This is a genomic window from Sphingomonas sp. R1, from assembly GCF_025960285.1.
GTDB lineage: Bacteria > Pseudomonadota > Alphaproteobacteria > Sphingomonadales > Sphingomonadaceae > Sphingomonas.
In genome coordinates, this window is the sequence record NZ_CP110111.1 from 332,356 (window position 1) to 346,925 (window position 14,570).

General features: G+C 68.1%; 18 protein-coding genes. 11 read left to right on the forward strand and 7 right to left on the reverse strand.

What is annotated here, in order from left to right:
* Positions 1-4: 4 nt before the first annotated feature.
* From OIM94_RS01565 to mtaB, 4 genes are read right to left on the reverse strand one after another with little or no spacing between them, the layout of a single operon-like run.
* Positions 5-1,765, reverse strand: coding sequence for a chloride channel protein (locus OIM94_RS01565; protein ID WP_264608386.1), 1,761 nt, complete (start codon positions 1,763-1,765; stop codon positions 5-7).
* A 4-nt stretch (positions 1,766-1,769) separates the two neighbouring features.
* Complete coding sequence (ispZ, locus tag OIM94_RS01570; protein WP_264609961.1) at positions 1,770-2,348, reverse strand: septation protein IspZ; 579 nt, start codon at positions 2,346-2,348, stop codon at positions 1,770-1,772.
* A gap of 37 nt (positions 2,349-2,385) precedes the next feature.
* Positions 2,386-3,321 (reverse strand): signal recognition particle-docking protein FtsY, encoded by a 936-nt coding sequence (gene ftsY / locus OIM94_RS01575; protein WP_264608387.1) that lies wholly within the window; start codon positions 3,319-3,321, stop codon positions 2,386-2,388.
* Positions 3,318-4,544: a tRNA (N(6)-L-threonylcarbamoyladenosine(37)-C(2))-methylthiotransferase MtaB gene (mtaB, locus tag OIM94_RS01580; RefSeq protein WP_264608388.1), complete on the reverse strand. Its 1,227-nt coding sequence runs from the start codon at positions 4,542-4,544 to the stop codon at positions 3,318-3,320. Before mtaB ends, ftsY begins: the two co-directional genes overlap by 4 nt.
* On the opposite strand from mtaB, the gene OIM94_RS01585 reads away from it, so the two are divergent.
* A complete protein-coding gene (locus tag OIM94_RS01585; protein WP_264608389.1) occupies positions 4,544-5,122 on the forward strand; it encodes a DUF924 family protein in 579 nt (192 codons plus the stop codon). The two genes, mtaB and OIM94_RS01585, sit on opposite strands and share 1 nt — an antisense overlap.
* Here OIM94_RS01585 and OIM94_RS01590 read toward each other — a convergent pair.
* Positions 5,097-6,695, reverse strand: a complete 1,599-nt coding sequence (locus tag OIM94_RS01590) for a putative bifunctional diguanylate cyclase/phosphodiesterase (RefSeq protein WP_264608390.1) — start codon at positions 6,693-6,695, stop codon at positions 5,097-5,099. The two genes, OIM94_RS01585 and OIM94_RS01590, sit on opposite strands and share 26 nt — an antisense overlap.
* 236 nt (positions 6,696-6,931) lie before the next feature.
* On the opposite strand from OIM94_RS01590, the gene ffh reads away from it, so the two are divergent.
* Genes ffh through OIM94_RS01615 form a run of 5 tightly spaced genes read left to right on the forward strand, consistent with a single transcriptional unit; the run spans position 6,932 to position 10,884 of the window.
* Positions 6,932-8,413: a signal recognition particle protein gene (ffh, locus tag OIM94_RS01595; RefSeq protein WP_264608391.1), complete on the forward strand. Its 1,482-nt coding sequence runs from the start codon at positions 6,932-6,934 to the stop codon at positions 8,411-8,413.
* A 48-nt stretch (positions 8,414-8,461) separates the two neighbouring features.
* Positions 8,462-8,848 carry a 30S ribosomal protein S16 gene (gene rpsP, locus OIM94_RS01600; RefSeq protein WP_319801139.1) on the forward strand — a complete coding sequence of 129 codons (387 nt, stop codon included), beginning with the start codon at positions 8,462-8,464 and terminating at the stop codon, positions 8,846-8,848.
* Between the two features lie 60 nt (positions 8,849-8,908).
* Positions 8,909-9,409, forward strand: a complete 501-nt coding sequence (gene rimM / locus OIM94_RS01605) for a ribosome maturation factor RimM (RefSeq protein WP_264609962.1) — start codon at positions 8,909-8,911, stop codon at positions 9,407-9,409.
* 39 nt (positions 9,410-9,448) lie between these two features.
* Positions 9,449-10,033: a glycine-rich domain-containing protein gene (locus tag OIM94_RS01610; protein WP_264608392.1), complete on the forward strand. Its 585-nt coding sequence runs from the start codon at positions 9,449-9,451 to the stop codon at positions 10,031-10,033.
* A gap of 2 nt (positions 10,034-10,035) precedes the next feature.
* The gene (locus OIM94_RS01615) at positions 10,036-10,884 is read left to right on the forward strand and encodes a TIGR04222 domain-containing membrane protein (RefSeq protein WP_264608393.1); all 849 of its coding nucleotides are present in this window, start codon (positions 10,036-10,038) and stop codon (positions 10,882-10,884) included.
* On the opposite strand, the gene OIM94_RS01620 is transcribed toward OIM94_RS01615, so the two are convergent.
* Positions 10,881-11,783, reverse strand: a complete 903-nt coding sequence (locus tag OIM94_RS01620; RefSeq protein WP_264608394.1) for an NAD(P)/FAD-dependent oxidoreductase — start codon at positions 11,781-11,783, stop codon at positions 10,881-10,883. The genes OIM94_RS01615 and OIM94_RS01620 overlap by 4 nt on opposite strands.
* A gap of 57 nt (positions 11,784-11,840) precedes the next feature.
* On the opposite strand from OIM94_RS01620, the gene OIM94_RS01625 reads away from it, so the two are divergent.
* Genes OIM94_RS01625 through rplS form a run of 5 tightly spaced genes read left to right on the forward strand, consistent with a single transcriptional unit; the run spans position 11,841 to position 14,015 of the window.
* The gene (locus OIM94_RS01625; RefSeq protein ID WP_264608395.1) at positions 11,841-12,200 is read left to right on the forward strand and encodes a PIN domain-containing protein; all 360 of its coding nucleotides are present in this window, start codon (positions 11,841-11,843) and stop codon (positions 12,198-12,200) included.
* Between the two features lie 56 nt (positions 12,201-12,256).
* A complete protein-coding gene (locus OIM94_RS01630) occupies positions 12,257-12,526 on the forward strand; it encodes an AbrB/MazE/SpoVT family DNA-binding domain-containing protein (RefSeq protein WP_264608396.1) in 270 nt (89 codons plus the stop codon).
* The gene (locus OIM94_RS01635; RefSeq protein ID WP_264608397.1) at positions 12,519-12,896 is read left to right on the forward strand and encodes a type II toxin-antitoxin system VapC family toxin; all 378 of its coding nucleotides are present in this window, start codon (positions 12,519-12,521) and stop codon (positions 12,894-12,896) included. Before OIM94_RS01630 ends, OIM94_RS01635 begins: the two co-directional genes overlap by 8 nt.
* A complete protein-coding gene (trmD, locus tag OIM94_RS01640; protein ID WP_264608398.1) occupies positions 12,893-13,627 on the forward strand; it encodes a tRNA (guanosine(37)-N1)-methyltransferase TrmD in 735 nt (244 codons plus the stop codon). The genes OIM94_RS01635 and trmD overlap by 4 nt, the downstream gene beginning before the upstream one ends.
* A gap of 1 nt (position 13,628) precedes the next feature.
* A complete protein-coding gene (gene rplS, locus OIM94_RS01645) occupies positions 13,629-14,015 on the forward strand; it encodes a 50S ribosomal protein L19 (RefSeq protein ID WP_264608399.1) in 387 nt (128 codons plus the stop codon).
* Positions 14,016-14,175: 160 nt separating this feature from the next.
* On the opposite strand, the gene OIM94_RS01650 is transcribed toward rplS, so the two are convergent.
* Positions 14,176-14,478, reverse strand: coding sequence for a hypothetical protein (locus OIM94_RS01650; protein WP_264608400.1), 303 nt, complete (start codon positions 14,476-14,478; stop codon positions 14,176-14,178).
* Positions 14,479-14,570 lie beyond the last annotated feature (92 nt).

Sequence of the window (14,570 nt, forward strand, 5' to 3'; positions counted from 1 at the left end):
GGGATCAGTTTTCCCCGTACAGGTCGCGCTGGGCCTTCTCCAGCTCCTCGGCATAGCGACGCCGCGCATGGCTCTCGGTGATGAGCCCCAGCACCTGCCCGTCGCTCGACAGCACCGCCAGATCGTCCGCCACACTCGCGTTAAAGGCTTCCAGCACTTCCGCGATGGTCATGTCGGGTGCAAGCGCCGTGTCCGCCAGCTTCGCCAGATTGCCCACACGCTCCGCCGGTTCGGCAGCAGGGCTCCATACCGCCGCGGTCTCGGCGATCCCGGCATACTGCTGCCGGGAATCGAGCAGCACCACCCGTTTGGTCGAACCCAGCGGGAACCGCGCGCGGAACGTGGCGACATCGACATCCGCAGCGATGGTCGCGACGTCGCGCCGCATCATCCGCGCGGCGGTGAGGTTCCGTACCCAGCCGACGTCGCGCCCGCTGCGCAGCGTCTCGCCGCGCAGATGGAGCCGCCAGGTGGAGAAGCTGTAGCCGAACACCTCCCGCACGATGGTGCTGGCGATCAGCGTCGCGGCGATGGTGACGCCGGTGATGCTGAAGTCATGGGTGACTTCCAGCACGAGCAGCGACATGGTCATCGGCCCGCCGACGACGGCAACGGCCAGCGCCGCCATGCCCACCACGGCGGCATGGTCGGCGGCGAGGGGATGCAGGCCGGGCAGATGGGCGAGCGCCTGCTGGTAGAAGCGGCCGATCAGCGCGCCGAGAAACAGCGAGGCGAAGAACAGGCCGCCGCGAAAGCCGAATCCCAGCGATACGGCCGAGCCCAGCAGCTTGAGCAGGATTGCCAGTGCCAGTGAGGCGATCGTCGCTTCGGCGGCGAGGTGGATGTCCAGCGCGCCGTGCCCGCTCGACAGGACCTGCGGCGACAGCAGGGCGAGGGGGATCATCAGCGCGCCGCCGATCAGCGGGGCCCAGGCAGGCCGGATCGGGGTGCGCCGCACGCCCGCCTCGACCAGCGCGACCAGCCGCATCAGCGCGATGCCGAAGCCCGCGCACAGCACGCCGAGCAGCGCATAGAGCAGATAGTCGGCCGTGCCGATCGGATGCGCGGCCCCCGCGCTGATCACATAGGGATGGATGCCGAGCGTGCGGGCGATCAGCGCGGCGGTGAGCGACGCAAGCAGCACCGGGGCCACGATCGCCGGCGTATAAGCGCCCAGCACGATCTCGAAGGCGTAGAAGGCGCCGGTAAGCGGCGCGCCGAACGCCGCGCCCAGGCCCGCGCCGGCGCCGGCCGCCATCAGCGTGCGGAGGTCGGCGCGGCGCAGTTTGAGTCGCTGGCCAAGCAACGAGGCGAGGCCGCCGCCGGCCTGTGCATAGGCCGCCTCCAGCCCCACCGACGCGCCGAACCCGTTGGAAAGCAGGGTCTGGCCGACCACGGTCGCCGTGTCCCGGGCAGGAATACGGCCGCCGTGCAGCGCGTTGGCCTCGACCACATCGACCGTCTTGCGGCGGCGGAGCAGCCACAGCGTTAGGCCCAGCAGCGCCCCGCCGATCGGCAGGGCGAGCAGCCGCAAGGGTGACACGTGGCTGGCGGCGCTCAGATGCTCGCCTTGCGCCAGACCGAACAGCACCCGCTGCATGCCGCGCGCGCTCTGGCCGATCGCAATCGCGGCACCGCCCGCGACCGCGCCGACGCCGACGGCAAGCAGCAGGAAGAGCAGCGAGTTGGACCGGATCTGCCGCCGCAGGCCGTTGGCCGCACGTACCGCGTGCAAGGCGGCGGGATGGCGCGGCGGCCGCAGCATGCGATCAGCCCTCCGGCGGGAGCGGGGCGTCCTCGGGCTTGTCGAGCTGCAGGCCATGGCGCAGCAGCATGGGGATGTTGGCGATGGCGAACACCAGCGTCACGGGAATGACGATCCAGGTCTTGAAGAACACCCAGCGATCCCAGGTGAGCATGTGCCGGGCGACCTCGTTGGCCACGGCCATCGCGACGAAGAACAGCGACCAGTTGATCGTCAGAAGCCGCCAGCCCCTGGCACTCAGCCCTGGATAGGCCGAGCCCAGCATCGTCTCGAGCAGCGGCTTGTCGGCAACCAGGCCATAGCCGAGGATGACCGCGAACATGACATAGACGACGGTCGGCTTGATCTGGATGAAGGTCTGGTCGTGGAAATAGAGCGTCAGCCCGCCGAACACGAGCACCAGCACGCCGGTGATCCACAGCATGGGCGAAACGTGCCGCGTCTTCCACCACGATACCGCGATCGCCACCGCCATCGCGATCATGAAGGCAAGCGTAGCGGTCATGATGCGCTGGAGCTGGATGCCCGGCGCGAAGGCGTTCACCGCGAAGAAGACGATCAGCGGGCCGTAATCCAGCGCCATGCGCAAGCCGGCCGACGCCTGGGGGCGGGGCGTTGCCTCAGCCATGGGTCAGTTCCTCCACGCCGGCGATGATCCGGGCGACTTCGTTCGCGTCGAATCCGCGAAGATCGTCGACCTTCTCGCCCACGCCGATCGCATGGATCGGCAGGCCGTATTTCTCCGCTGCCGCGACCAGCACGCCGCCGCGCGCGGTGCCGTCGAGCTTGGTCATGACAAGGCCGGTCACGCCCGCCACTTCCTTGAACACCTCGATCTGGTTGAGCGCGTTCTGGCCGGTAGTCGCATCGAGCACCAGCACCACGTCGTGCGGGGCTGCGGGATTGAGGCGGCCGAGCACGCGGCGGACCTTGGCCAGCTCGTCCATCAGCTCGCGCTTGTTCTGCAGGCGGCCGGCGGTGTCGACGATCAGCACGTCGGTACCGATCTCGGTCGCGCGCTTGACCGCCTCGAACACGATGCCCGCCGCGTCACCGCCCTCGGCACCGGAGACGATCGGCACGCCGATCCGCTCGGCCCAGGTGCGCAGCTGGCCGATCGCGGCCGCGCGGAACGTATCGCCCGCGGCGACCATCACGCTGTAATCCTGATCGAGCAGCTGCTTGGCAAGCTTGGCGATCGTCGTCGTCTTGCCGGAACCATTGACTCCGATGACGAGGATCACCTGCGGGCGCGGAAACGCCTCGATCTCGAGCGGCTTGGCGACCGGCTCGAGCACCTTGGCGACTTCCTCGGCGACGATCACGCGGATGCCGAGCTCTTCCATGTTGCGCTCGAACTGCCCCTCGGCCAGCCGCGCGCGCACCTTGGCGGCGGTGGCGGGCCCGAGGTCCGAGGCGATCAGCGCCTCCTCGATCTCGTCGAGCGTCGCCTCGTCCAGTCGGGCGAGCGACAGGCCCGCGAGGTTACCGAGCAGCCGATCCGACGTCTTGCGAAAGCCGCCGAGCAGCTTTTCATGCCAGCTGGGCCCGCTCATGCGACCAGGGCTCCGTCTTCGACGCGTGCAATCGTCACGTTCACCGTTTCTCCAGTCTGCTGAGGGGCGGTCAGCCGCACCTCGGCGAAATTCTCGGCATGGCCGCGGTCGCCCGGGCGCTCGACCAGCACCTGCTGGCGGCTGCCGACCAGGGTTTCCAGCCAGTTCGCCCGCTGCTCGGCCGCCGCCGCGCGCAGCCGGGCGGCGCGGTTGCGGATCGTGGCGGGCGCCACCTGCGGCATCCGCGCTGCGGGCGTGCCGGCGCGCGGGCTATAGGGGAAGATATGCGCGTGCACCACGCCGCAATCCGCGATCAGCGCCAGCGTGTTCTCGAACATCGTCTCATCCTCGGTCGGGAAGCCGGCGATCAGGTCGGCGCCGATCGCGATGTCCGGCCGCGCGGTGCGGAGGCGCTCGGCCAGCGCCACGGATTGGGCGCGGCTGTGGCGGCGCTTCATCCGCTTCAGGATCAGGTCGTCGCCCGCCTGGAGCGACAGATGGACATGCGGCATCACGCGCGGCTCCTGGGTGAGCAGCGCGAACAACCGCTCGTCGACTTCGATCCCGTCGAGCGAGGAAAGGCGCAGCCGCTTCAGCTTCGGAACGTGCTTCAGAATGCGCTCTACGAGGGAGCCCAGCGACGGAGCGCCGGGCAGGTCGTGGCCATAGCTGGTGAGGTCGACGCCGGTCAGCACCACTTCGCCATGCGCTTCGGCAAGCATCGCGATCCGATCGATCACCGCGCCCGCGGGCACCGAGCGGCTGTTGCCGCGGCCGAAGGGGATCGCGCAGAAGGTGCAGCGATGGTCGCAGCCATTCTGCACCTCCACGAACGCGCGCGCATGGGTGGAAAAGCTGGCGGCGAGGTGCGGCGCGGTTTCGCGCACCGCGAGGATGTCCTGCACCTGCACCCTGGCCTCGGAGGCCCAGGCCGCCGGCAGCAGCTTCTCGGCATTGCCGATCACGCGGTCGACCTCGGGCATCGCGGCAAAGGCATGCGGGTCGATCTGCGCCGCACAGCCGGTGACGACCAGTTCCGCGCCCGGTCGTTCGCGGCGCGCGCGGCGGATCGCCTGGCGGGTCTGCTTCACCGCCTCGTTGGTGACGGCGCAACTGTTCACCACGATCGCGTCACGCCCTGTCAGCAGCGCGCGGATCGACTCACCTTCGGCTAGGTTCAGCCGGCAACCCATGTTAAGGATGAGGGGCGAGGAGAGGGACATTGGCCAGCGATCTAAGGACGCCGACCGCAGAAGTCCAACGCCAGGCGGGCCAAGTGCTGGCCTTCTGGTTCGATGCACTGCTGCCGGAGCAATGGTTTCGAAAGTCCGACGGCCTCGATCGCGAGATCGCGGATCTGTTCGGCGACCTGCGCAACCGCGTGCTGGCCAGCGATGCCGCAGGCTGGGACGAGGATCCCGAAACGCTTCTGGCCGCGGTGATCCTGCTCGATCAGTTCTCCCGCAACATCCATCGTGGCCGTGCCGAAGCCTTTGCCGGCGATCGGCTGGCCCAGCACCTCGCCCGGCTGGCGGTCGACCGGCACTGGGATCTGCGCCTCTCCAAGGAACAGCGCCAGTTTCTCTACCTGCCGTTCGAGCATGCCGAGGATGCCGAGCTGCAGGCGCTCAGCCTGCGCTGCTTCGCGGCCCTGGAGGACGACGAACTGCTCCGTTTCGCGCGCGATCATGCCGACGTGTTTCGCCGCTTCGGGCGGTTTCCGGCACGCAACGTGGCACTGGGGCGCATCTCGACGCCGGACGAACTCGACTATCTCAGCCAGCCTGGCGCCGGCTGGTAGTCTCCGGGTCGGTTGGCCGCGGCGCGGGCTGCAGGATCAGTCGCCGCTCGGCTAGCAGACGCCGGGTGCTCGGGATCGACATCGGCCTGCCGTAATGCCAGCCCTGCGCCTTGGCGCAGCCCAGCGCGCGCAGGCGCTCCTCGATCGTGGCATCCTCCACCCCTTCGGCGGTGATCGGCAGGTTGAGGCTTTCGCCCAGACGGACGATCGCCTGGACGATCGCCGCGCTGTCCGCATTCTGGTTGATCGACAGCACGAAGCTCTTGTCGATCTTGATCCGGTCGAAGGGGAGCGCGCGCAGATGGGCGAGCGAGGAATAGCCGGTGCCGAAATCGTCCAGCGCCAACCGCACGCCCTGGTTCTTCAGGCTGCCGACGATCGACTGCGCCAATGCCAGATTGTCGAAGAGCGCGCTTTCGGTGACCTCCACTTCCAGCCGATGCGCCGGGAAGCCGGTTTCGGTCAGCACCTTGATGATCTTCTGCGCCAGCCACGCATCGCGCAGCTGCACCGGGGAGATATTGACCGACAGGCTGAGGCCCGGATCCCAGTCGCGTGCGGCATGAAAGGCCTGGCGCATGATCGCGAGCGAAAGCTCCCCGATCAGCCCGGTTTCCTCGGCGACGGGGATGAAATGATCGGGGCCGATCGTGCCCTGGCTCGGATGCTCCCAGCGCGCCAGCACCTCGAAGCCGTGCAGGCGGCCGCTCGCGAGATCGACCTGCTGTTCGAAATAGGGGACGATCTCCTGGCGCGGTATCGCCATGCGCAGACCACTTTCCAGCGCGCTGCGCACCTGCAGGGCACGCTCCATCGCGGGGTCGAACCAGGCGAAGCGGTTGCGCCCGGCCTTCTGTGCCTGATGCATGGCGATGTCGGCAGTGCGCAGCAACGCCTCGGCGCTGGGGCAGTCGAAATCCGAACGGGCAATACCGAGCGAGCAGCCGATATGAAGCGGGGTGCCGTCCACCTCGAAGGGCTGGGCAAGCCGGGTGACGATCCGCTCGGCCACGCGCTCCACCGTTGCCGGGTCGCGGGGGTCGAAGCCGAAGGCGCAGGCGAACTCGTCGACGCCGAGCCGGCCGGTCAGCGCCATCGGCGGCAGGGCGTCGACGATTTCGTCCGCGACGTGGCGCACCAGCGCGTCCGCCACCTCGTGCCCGTGCAGATCGCTGATCGCCTTGAATCGATCCAGATCGAGCACCAGCATCGCCATCGCCTGGTTGCGGCGGTGCGCCCGCGCGAACATTGCCGCGCCTTCCTCGGTAAGACTATGCCGGTTGTGAAAGCCGGTCAGCGGATCGCGGCTGGTGAACTGGTGCAGGCGGTCGCCGGTGCGGCGGCGCGCCGCACGTGCGTTTATCCGCCGCCAGCACAGCAGCAGGATCGCGAGGTCCAGTATCTGCGCGCCGAGCAGCCAGCCGGGCGGCGGCGTCTGCCGGACGACATGGAAGGCCAGCACCGCGGCAATGCCGCCCGCGAGCAGCACCGCGCCGGAGGCCAGCGCGCTGTAGATCGCCGCAGTGCGTTGCCGCTGCGTCTTCTGGCCGTCTTGCTGCCGGTCCCGCGTCATTGACGCAACTTGCCCCTCGTACGAATGAACACATTCCTTTCCACGCCAGGCGTGTAGATCGCGTTAAATCCTTGGCAGTTGCTTTCCATCGTCAGTGCCGCTAAGGGGACCCACCGTTCCTCCGTGGACGCGAGACATTTGCCACCCCGAGGGGTGACGCCGGCCGACGAGGTTTCGTCCGCCGGCGTGTTTTGCGTTTGGCGGGACAACGACTGATTTGGAGTGATCTGGGCATCATGTTCGAGAGTTTGAGCGATCGGCTGGGCGGCGTCTTCGAGCGCCTGCGCGGACGTGGCGCGCTCGCCGAGGCCGATGTCCGGACCGCGATGCGCGAAGTACGCGTGGCGCTCTTGGAAGCGGACGTCGCGCTGCCCGTCGCCCGCGAGTTCGTCGACAAGGTAACCGAGCAGGCCGTCGGCCAGCAGGTGCTGCGCTCGGTCACGCCGGGCCAGCAGGTCGTCAAGATCGTCCATGACGCGCTGGTCGACATGCTCGGCGCCGATACCGCCGAGCTCGCGATCGACGTCACCCCGCCGGCGGTGATCATGCTCGTCGGCCTGCAGGGCTCGGGCAAGACCACGACCACCGCCAAGCTTGCCAAGCTGCTGAAGAAGCAGGGCAAGAAGGTGATGATGGCGTCGCTGGACGTGAACCGTCCGGCCGCGCAGGAACAGCTCGCGGTTCTCGGCACCCAGACCGAAGTGGCGACGCTGCCGATCGTCACCGGCCAGCAGCCGGTCGACATCGCGCGGCGTGCGCTGCAGTCGGCGAAGCTTCAGGGCTTCGACGTGGTGATGCTCGACACCGCCGGCCGCCTCCACGTCGACCAGGCGCTGATGGACGAGATGAAGGCGGTCGCCGACATCTCGAAGCCGCAGGAAATCCTGCTCGTCGTCGACTCGCTCACCGGCCAGGACGCGGTGAACGTCGCCAGCAACTTCTCGGCGCAGGTGCCGCTGACCGGCGTGATCCTCACCCGGATGGACGGCGATGCGCGCGGCGGTGCGGCGCTGTCGATGCGCGCGGTCACCGGCCAGCCGATCAAGTTCGCCGGCATGGGCGAGAAGCTCGACCAGATCGAGCCGTTCCATCCGAAGCGCGTCGCCGGCCGCATCCTCGGCATGGGCGACGTGGTCAGCCTGGTCGAGCGCGCTGCGGCGTCGATCGAGCAGGAAGACGCCGAGCGCATGGCGAACCGGCTCGCCAAGGGCCAGTTCGACATGAACGACCTGCGCGCGCAGCTGGCGCAGATGCGCAAGATGGGCGGCATCAGCGCGCTGGCGGGGATGATCCCCGGCATGAAGAAGGCGCAGGCCGCGGTCGACCAGGTCGGCGGCGACAAGGTGCTGTTGCGCATGGACGCGATCATCGGTTCGATGACGCCCAAGGAGCGCGCCAAGCCCGAACTGCTCAACGCCAAGCGCAAGATCCGCATCGCCAAGGGCAGCGGCCTGACCGTGCAGGACGTCAACAAGCTCATCAAGATGCATCAGGAGATGCAGACCGCGATGAAGCGCCTGAAGAAGATGGGCGGTCTGAAGGGCATGCTCGGCATGCTCGCCAAGGGCGGCCCGGGCGGCGGCATGGGCGGCATCGGCAATGCCCTGGGCGGCGCCGAGATGGGCGAGATGATGGACAAGGTGGGCGCCGGCCTGCCGGGTCTGCCGGGGGGCGCCAAGCTGCCGCCGGGCTTCGAGAATTTGCTGAAGAAGAAGTAATTTAGTTCAACCTGTTTCAATCGTATCTCTAGAAGGAAGTGAAGTAGAATGGCTCTCTCCATGCGTCTGTCGCGCGGCGGCTCCAAGAAGCGCCCGTATTACCGGATCGTCGTTGCCGACGCCCGTGCGCCCCGCGACGGCAAGTTCATCGAGAAGATCGGCACCTACAACCCGCTGCTCGCCAAGGATTCGCCCGAGCGCGTGAAGCTCGACAACGAGCGCGCGACCTACTGGCTGGGCGTCGGCGCGCAGCCGACCGATCGCGTCCTCCGCTTCCTCGACGCCGCCGGCGTCAAGGAGCGTGCGGCCCGCAACAACCCGAACAAGGCGGTTCCGGGCGAGAAGGCCAAGGAGCGTGCAGAAGAGCGCGCCGAGAAGGCCAAGGCAGCCGCCGAAGCCGCTGCCGCCCCGGCCGAAGAGGCTGCCGAGGCCTGAGGCTGAACGTCCCTCCCGTCCCGTACGGGAGGGATGCCTTGCGCGTCGCAGATCTCCATCATGGCAGAACCTTCCGCTCCCTCGACCCGCGGCGATCGCCCGGTGACGCTTGCCGCCGTGATCGGCGCGCACGGCATCGCCGGCGAGGTGCGGCTGAAGGTGTTCGCGGAGGATCTGGCGGCGCACAAGAGCTTCAACGGTGGCGCGCTCACGCTCAAGTCGGTGCGCGGGGGATCCAATGGTGTGATCGCCCGCTTTGCCGAAGTAGCTGACCGCAATGCCGCCGAGGCACTGCGCGGCACCGAACTGACGGTGCCGCGTTCTGCCCTCCCGCCCCTGGGCGAGGGCGAATATTATCACATAGACCTGCTGGACCTGCCGGTCGTCGGTGAGGACGGGGGCGCGATCGGCCGCGTCGTCGCGATCGACGACTACGGTGCAGGTGACGTCATCGAGATCGAGCGGCCCGATGGCAGGCTCTTCATGGTGCCCATGCGGCCCGAGGCGGTGCCGAGCTGGGATGCCACCCAACTGGTCGTGACGAGCGCCTTCATCGAGTAGCCCTCGACAGTTATTTCCTAGGGTGCTACTAGGAAATCGATGCACGCGCCCCCGGGCCCGCATGAACGCTATGCCGACCACCCGGTCTGGAAGGCGCTTTCGCTTTACATCGTCGGCCCGGAAGACGTCGCGCTGCCCTTCGTTGCGCGGCTCGCGCGCGAGAATGGCTGGACGTGCGCGCATGCATCGCGCGTATTCGAGGAATATCGTCGCTTCTGCTTTCTCGCGGTGACCTGCGGGCATGGCGTAACGCCGTCCGACGCGGTCGACCAGGCCTGGCACCTGCATCTTGGCTATACCCGCGACTATTGGGAGCGCTTCTGCCCGCAGATACTCGGCCGGCCCCTTCACCATGGCCCCACCGCTGGCGGGCTCGCCGAGCAGCACCGCTTCTTCCTTCAATATGCCGAGACGCTGCGCAGCTACGAGCACGTCTTCGGCCCGCCGCCTGCGGATCTGTGGCCCGACGCACGGCGGCGACTGATGCAGGACCACAAGGCGCGCCGCGTGCACCCGCGCGACGCCTTCATCGTGCCGCGCAGCTACGTTGCCGCTGTCCCGATTCTCTTGGGGCTGGGGCTGGCGGCGGCATGTCTCGGTGCATTGCTCCATGGGAGTGGATGATCATGACACACGGACCTTTCGATCTTTCGGGTGGGCCGTTTCTCTTTCTCTACCTGGTGCTGTTCGCGCTGGCGTGGTTCGCCAGCTTGCGCCTGTCGCTGGCGGTGCGGCCGGAGGGACGCCCCTGCGGCCGGTTGGCGGACGTTGATCTCGCCGTGCTGGCGGGTGGGCTGCCGCGATACAGCGAACTGGTCGCCGCGCAGCTGCGCACAGCCGGATATCTCACCGTCCAGGGCGGGGCGCTGGTGCTGGCGGCGGACGCGCCTGCCACGCCCGCGGTGCGTGCGCTGGGCGAACCGGCCCGGCCGCTCCGGTGGCATGCGGCGGCCCGCGCGCTGGCTGCCTTGGCGCGCGCCGCGCAGCAGCGGCTCGTTGATCGCGGGCTGTTGCTCTCCGCCGGCGAGGTGTGGCGTGTTCGCATCGCGCAGGCATCGCCGTTCCTGCTGCTCGCCGGCTTCGGCCTGGTCAAACTCCTCGTCGGAGAGGCGCGCGGGCGGCCGGTCGGCTTCCTTGCGATCGCGCTGATCGTCACGCTGGTCGTTGCGGTGGTTCGCTTTGCCGGCGTGGAAGCACGAACCCGTATCGGCCAGCAACGGCTTGCGGAGGCGCGCCGTCGACATGAGCGGCTGCGTCGAGCGCCGACCGCGGACGAAGTGGGGATCGGGGTCGCGCTGTTCGGGACGGCGGTACTGGTCGGCTCCGGCTGGGAAGACCTGCACCGCGTGCGCGCGGCAGGCGGCGATGGGATGTCGTTCGGTGTCGATGGCGGCGGTGACGGGGACGGCGGTGGTGGCAGCGATGGTGGTGGCGGTGGATGCGGCGGCGGCGGTTGCGGCGGCTGCAGCAGCTAGCGCCAGAGCGGCGCCTCGGCATTGAGCATGTTACGGATCGTCGTTGCGGCGACGCCCGCTTCGCCCATGGCATGGCTGATCTGATCCAGGCCCTTGGCGACGTCGCCGGCGGCGAACAGGCCGGGCAGGGAGGTGCGCTGATGATCGTCCACCTCCAGACAGCCGCCATCGTCCGCCCGGGCGCCCGCCTGCACGGCAAGTTCGGAGCGGATGTGCGAGCCTAGCGCCGGGTAGAGGCTGTCGAATGTGACGCGACCGGCCGCTGTTGCGAGGGACAATTGCTCGTCCTCGATTGCCCATTCCGTCGCGGGGCCGTCGATCAGCGCGACGCCCGCCGCAGAGAGCTGCGCGAGCTGCTCCGCCGGCAAGCTGTGCCGCTCGGGCGCGATCAGCGTCACGTCGCGGGTAAAGCTGCGGACGAACAGCGCCTCGCGGGCGGCGTGCTCTCCCGTGCCATAGACGGCGACGCGGCGATCGGTAACCTCATAGCCATCGCAGACCGGGCAGTAGCGGATCCGTCCCTGCGCCAGCGCTGCGTCGTGCAGGGCGTCAGGCATGGGCGGTCGATGATTGATGACGCCGGTGGCGAGCAAGACAGATCGTGCCCGGATCTCCCGATCGCCGATCCGTACCGCGAAGCCGGGTTCCGTGGCCCGGAGACCCGTGACCTTCGCTGCCTCGCGCACCATCCCGTATTTCTCGGCCTGCGCCCGCATGGCGGCGAGCAGGTCAAGACCCGACACGCCGTCAGGATATCCGGCATGATTGTGCGTGCACGGGATCAGCGCGGCACGGCTCGAACCGCAGTCGAACAGGCGGATCTTCAGATGGTAGCGGCTGAGATAGATGGCGGCGGTGAGCCCCGCCGGTCCGCCGCCGATGATGATGCAATCGTCCATGGCGCCGCAGCGCTTGGGGTGCGCGACAGGTTCCGTCGACCGGTGCTAGGGCGGGGCATGGCCGCACCCGACTATCTGCTCGATACCTGTGTCTGCATCCGCCTGCTGCGCGGCGGTGGAGCGCCGGTGGCCCGGCGGATCGCCGCGGCGGCGCCGGGTGCGATCGCCCTCTCCGCGATCAGTCTGGCCGAACTGGCTGCGGGGGCTGGGGCGGGGCTGGAGGGATTGCTGGCGCAACTGCCGGTGGTGCCGTTCGATGCATCGGCAGCGCGTGCCTTTCCGGCAGCGCGTGCGGCACGGGGGCGATACGATCGGCTGATCGCTGCGCATGCCTTGTCGCTGGGTGCGACTCTCGTCACGCAGAACGGCCGCGACTTCCGCTCCGTGCCGGGATTGCGGATCGAGGACTGGTTCTGATCACGTTGCGCTTTTGCGGGCGTTGTATATACAGGCCGTATATACGGAGGCGATGCATGGGCGAGGAATATTGCGCCAGGATCTTCAAGTCGGGCAATTCGCTGGCGCTGCGCCTGCCCAAGGCGCTGGGCCTGAAGGAGGGCGCCGAGGTCGTACTGCGCGAGGAACGCCGCGGCTTTTCCGTGGAGCCGGTGGATAGCGAGGAAAAGATCGGCGGCGACTGGATCGGCGCACTTCCGCATCTGAAGCTGATCCCGGACGAGGACCGCGAACTGGAAGAGCGGGCGCTTGACTGGGATCTGCGCAAGTTGCGGCGCGATGCCTGATCCGGTCTTTCTGCTCGACAGCACTATCTGCATCTACCTGCTCCAGGGGGCGGTGGCGCCGCTCAATGCACGCGTCCGTCAGCAGGCACGCGGCAGCCTGGCCGTATCGGCCATCAGCTATGCGGAGGTCCGGCTCAGCCTCCGAGCGCCCGAAGCCGAACGTGCCTTGCAGAGCTTTCTTCGTGACGTCGTGTTGCTGCCGTTCGACGCCGCCGCCGCGGAGGCCCATGCCCGGTTGCCGTTCCGCCATGCCCGCCTCGACCGGCTGATCGCAGCCCAGGCGCTGGCTGCCGGTCTGACGCTGATTACCAACAACGAACGGCATTTCGCCGACATCCCCGACCTCAAGCTCGAGAACTGGACGCTGTGACCTTCGCTGCCACCATCCTGACGCTGTATCCCGAGATGTTCCCCGGACCGCTCGGCATCTCGCTCGCCGGGCGCGGTCTGCGCGAGGGGCTTTGGTCGCTGGAGGCGGTGCAGATCCGCGATTTCGCCACCGACAAGCACCGTTCGGTGGACGACACACCCGCCGGTGGCGGGGCCGGAATGGTCCTGCGCGCGGATGTCCTCGCATCGGCGGTGGACAGCGTCGAGCGGGGCGGGCGCCCCTTGCTCGCGATGACGCCGCGCGGACGGCCGCTCACCCAGAATCGGGTACGCGACCTTGCCGCAGGGCCGGGCGCGATCGTGCTGTGTGGCCGGTTCGAGGGTTTCGACGAGCGCATCTTCGACGCGCGCGGCATCGAGCAAGTATCGATCGGCGACTATATTCTCTCCGGCGGCGAAATGGCGGCACTGACGATGCTGGATGCTTGCATTCGGCTCGTTCCCGGCGTAATGGGCGCCGCTTCAAGCGGTATGGACGAGAGCTTCGAAACGGGGCTGCTCGAATATCCGCAATATACCCGACCTGTCGAATGGGAAGGGCGCACGATCCCCGAAGTGCTGCGATCGGGGGATCATGCGAGGATCGAGGCCTGGCGACGCGCCATGGCGGAGACCGATACACGGCTAAGGAGGCCAGACCTTTGGGAACGCCATGAGGGCGTTCGGGTCCAGTCTCCCTCTGGCGCGCGGCAAAAACATGGGACTGACTGAGATGAACCTCATCCAGACGCTCGAAGCCGAGCAGATTGCCAAGTTCAACGAAGCCAAGAAGATTCCGGAATTCCGCCCGGGCGACACCGTCCGCATCGGCGTGAAGGTGGTCGAAGGCGAGCGTACCCGCGTGCAGAACTTCGAGGGCGTGTGCATCGCCCGCTCGAACAAGGGCATGGGTTCGAACTTCACCGTCCGCAAGATCTCGTTCGGTGAAGGCGTGGAGCGCGTATTCCCGCTCTATTCGCCGAACATCGATTCGATCGAGGTCGTGCGCCGTGGTGTCGTGCGTCGTGCGAAACTCTACTATCTGCGTGGTCGTACCGGCAAGTCGGCGCGTATCGCCGAGCGCCGCGACACCCGCACCGAGGCGCAGGCCGCCGAATAAGGCTGGTCTTCCCAAACGCGAAAAGGCGCGTGGACCGGTGGTCCGCGCGCCTTTTTTCATGCCCGGCGGCGAAGGCGCGCCATCGCTGCACAAAAATGCGCCAGCGCATCACCGATGCGCGGCGCGTCGAAAGACCGTCGATTGGAAAAGGGGGGCGTGCTTAGGCTGCAGCGCGCAGCGCGGTATCCTGCAGCAGCGCGCGGCCGCGCGCCGTCAGCGCGGCGTCACGGACTTCCGGGCCGCCGATGCCGATGAGCAGCGCCTCATAGGCGAGCAGCCCGCGATCGCACAGTCCCTGCACGGCGGCGATGAAGGCGTGGTGCCGGTCGAGCGACGTGCCCAGGCCCAGGGCGGCGGGGCTCAGCGTCGCGCTGCCCGGCCAGCAATGCTGGAGGGTTCCGGCGATCGCCGCGATGCAGCGCGGATCGAGTGCGCCCAGCGCCTCGTTTCCTTCCCCGCTCATCGACATTCGGTCCTCCTCAGCATCACGGTCCACATGCCTGCGCGTCGACAAGGGCAAGCAATGGCGTTGCTTGCCTCAGGCGATCGCCCCAG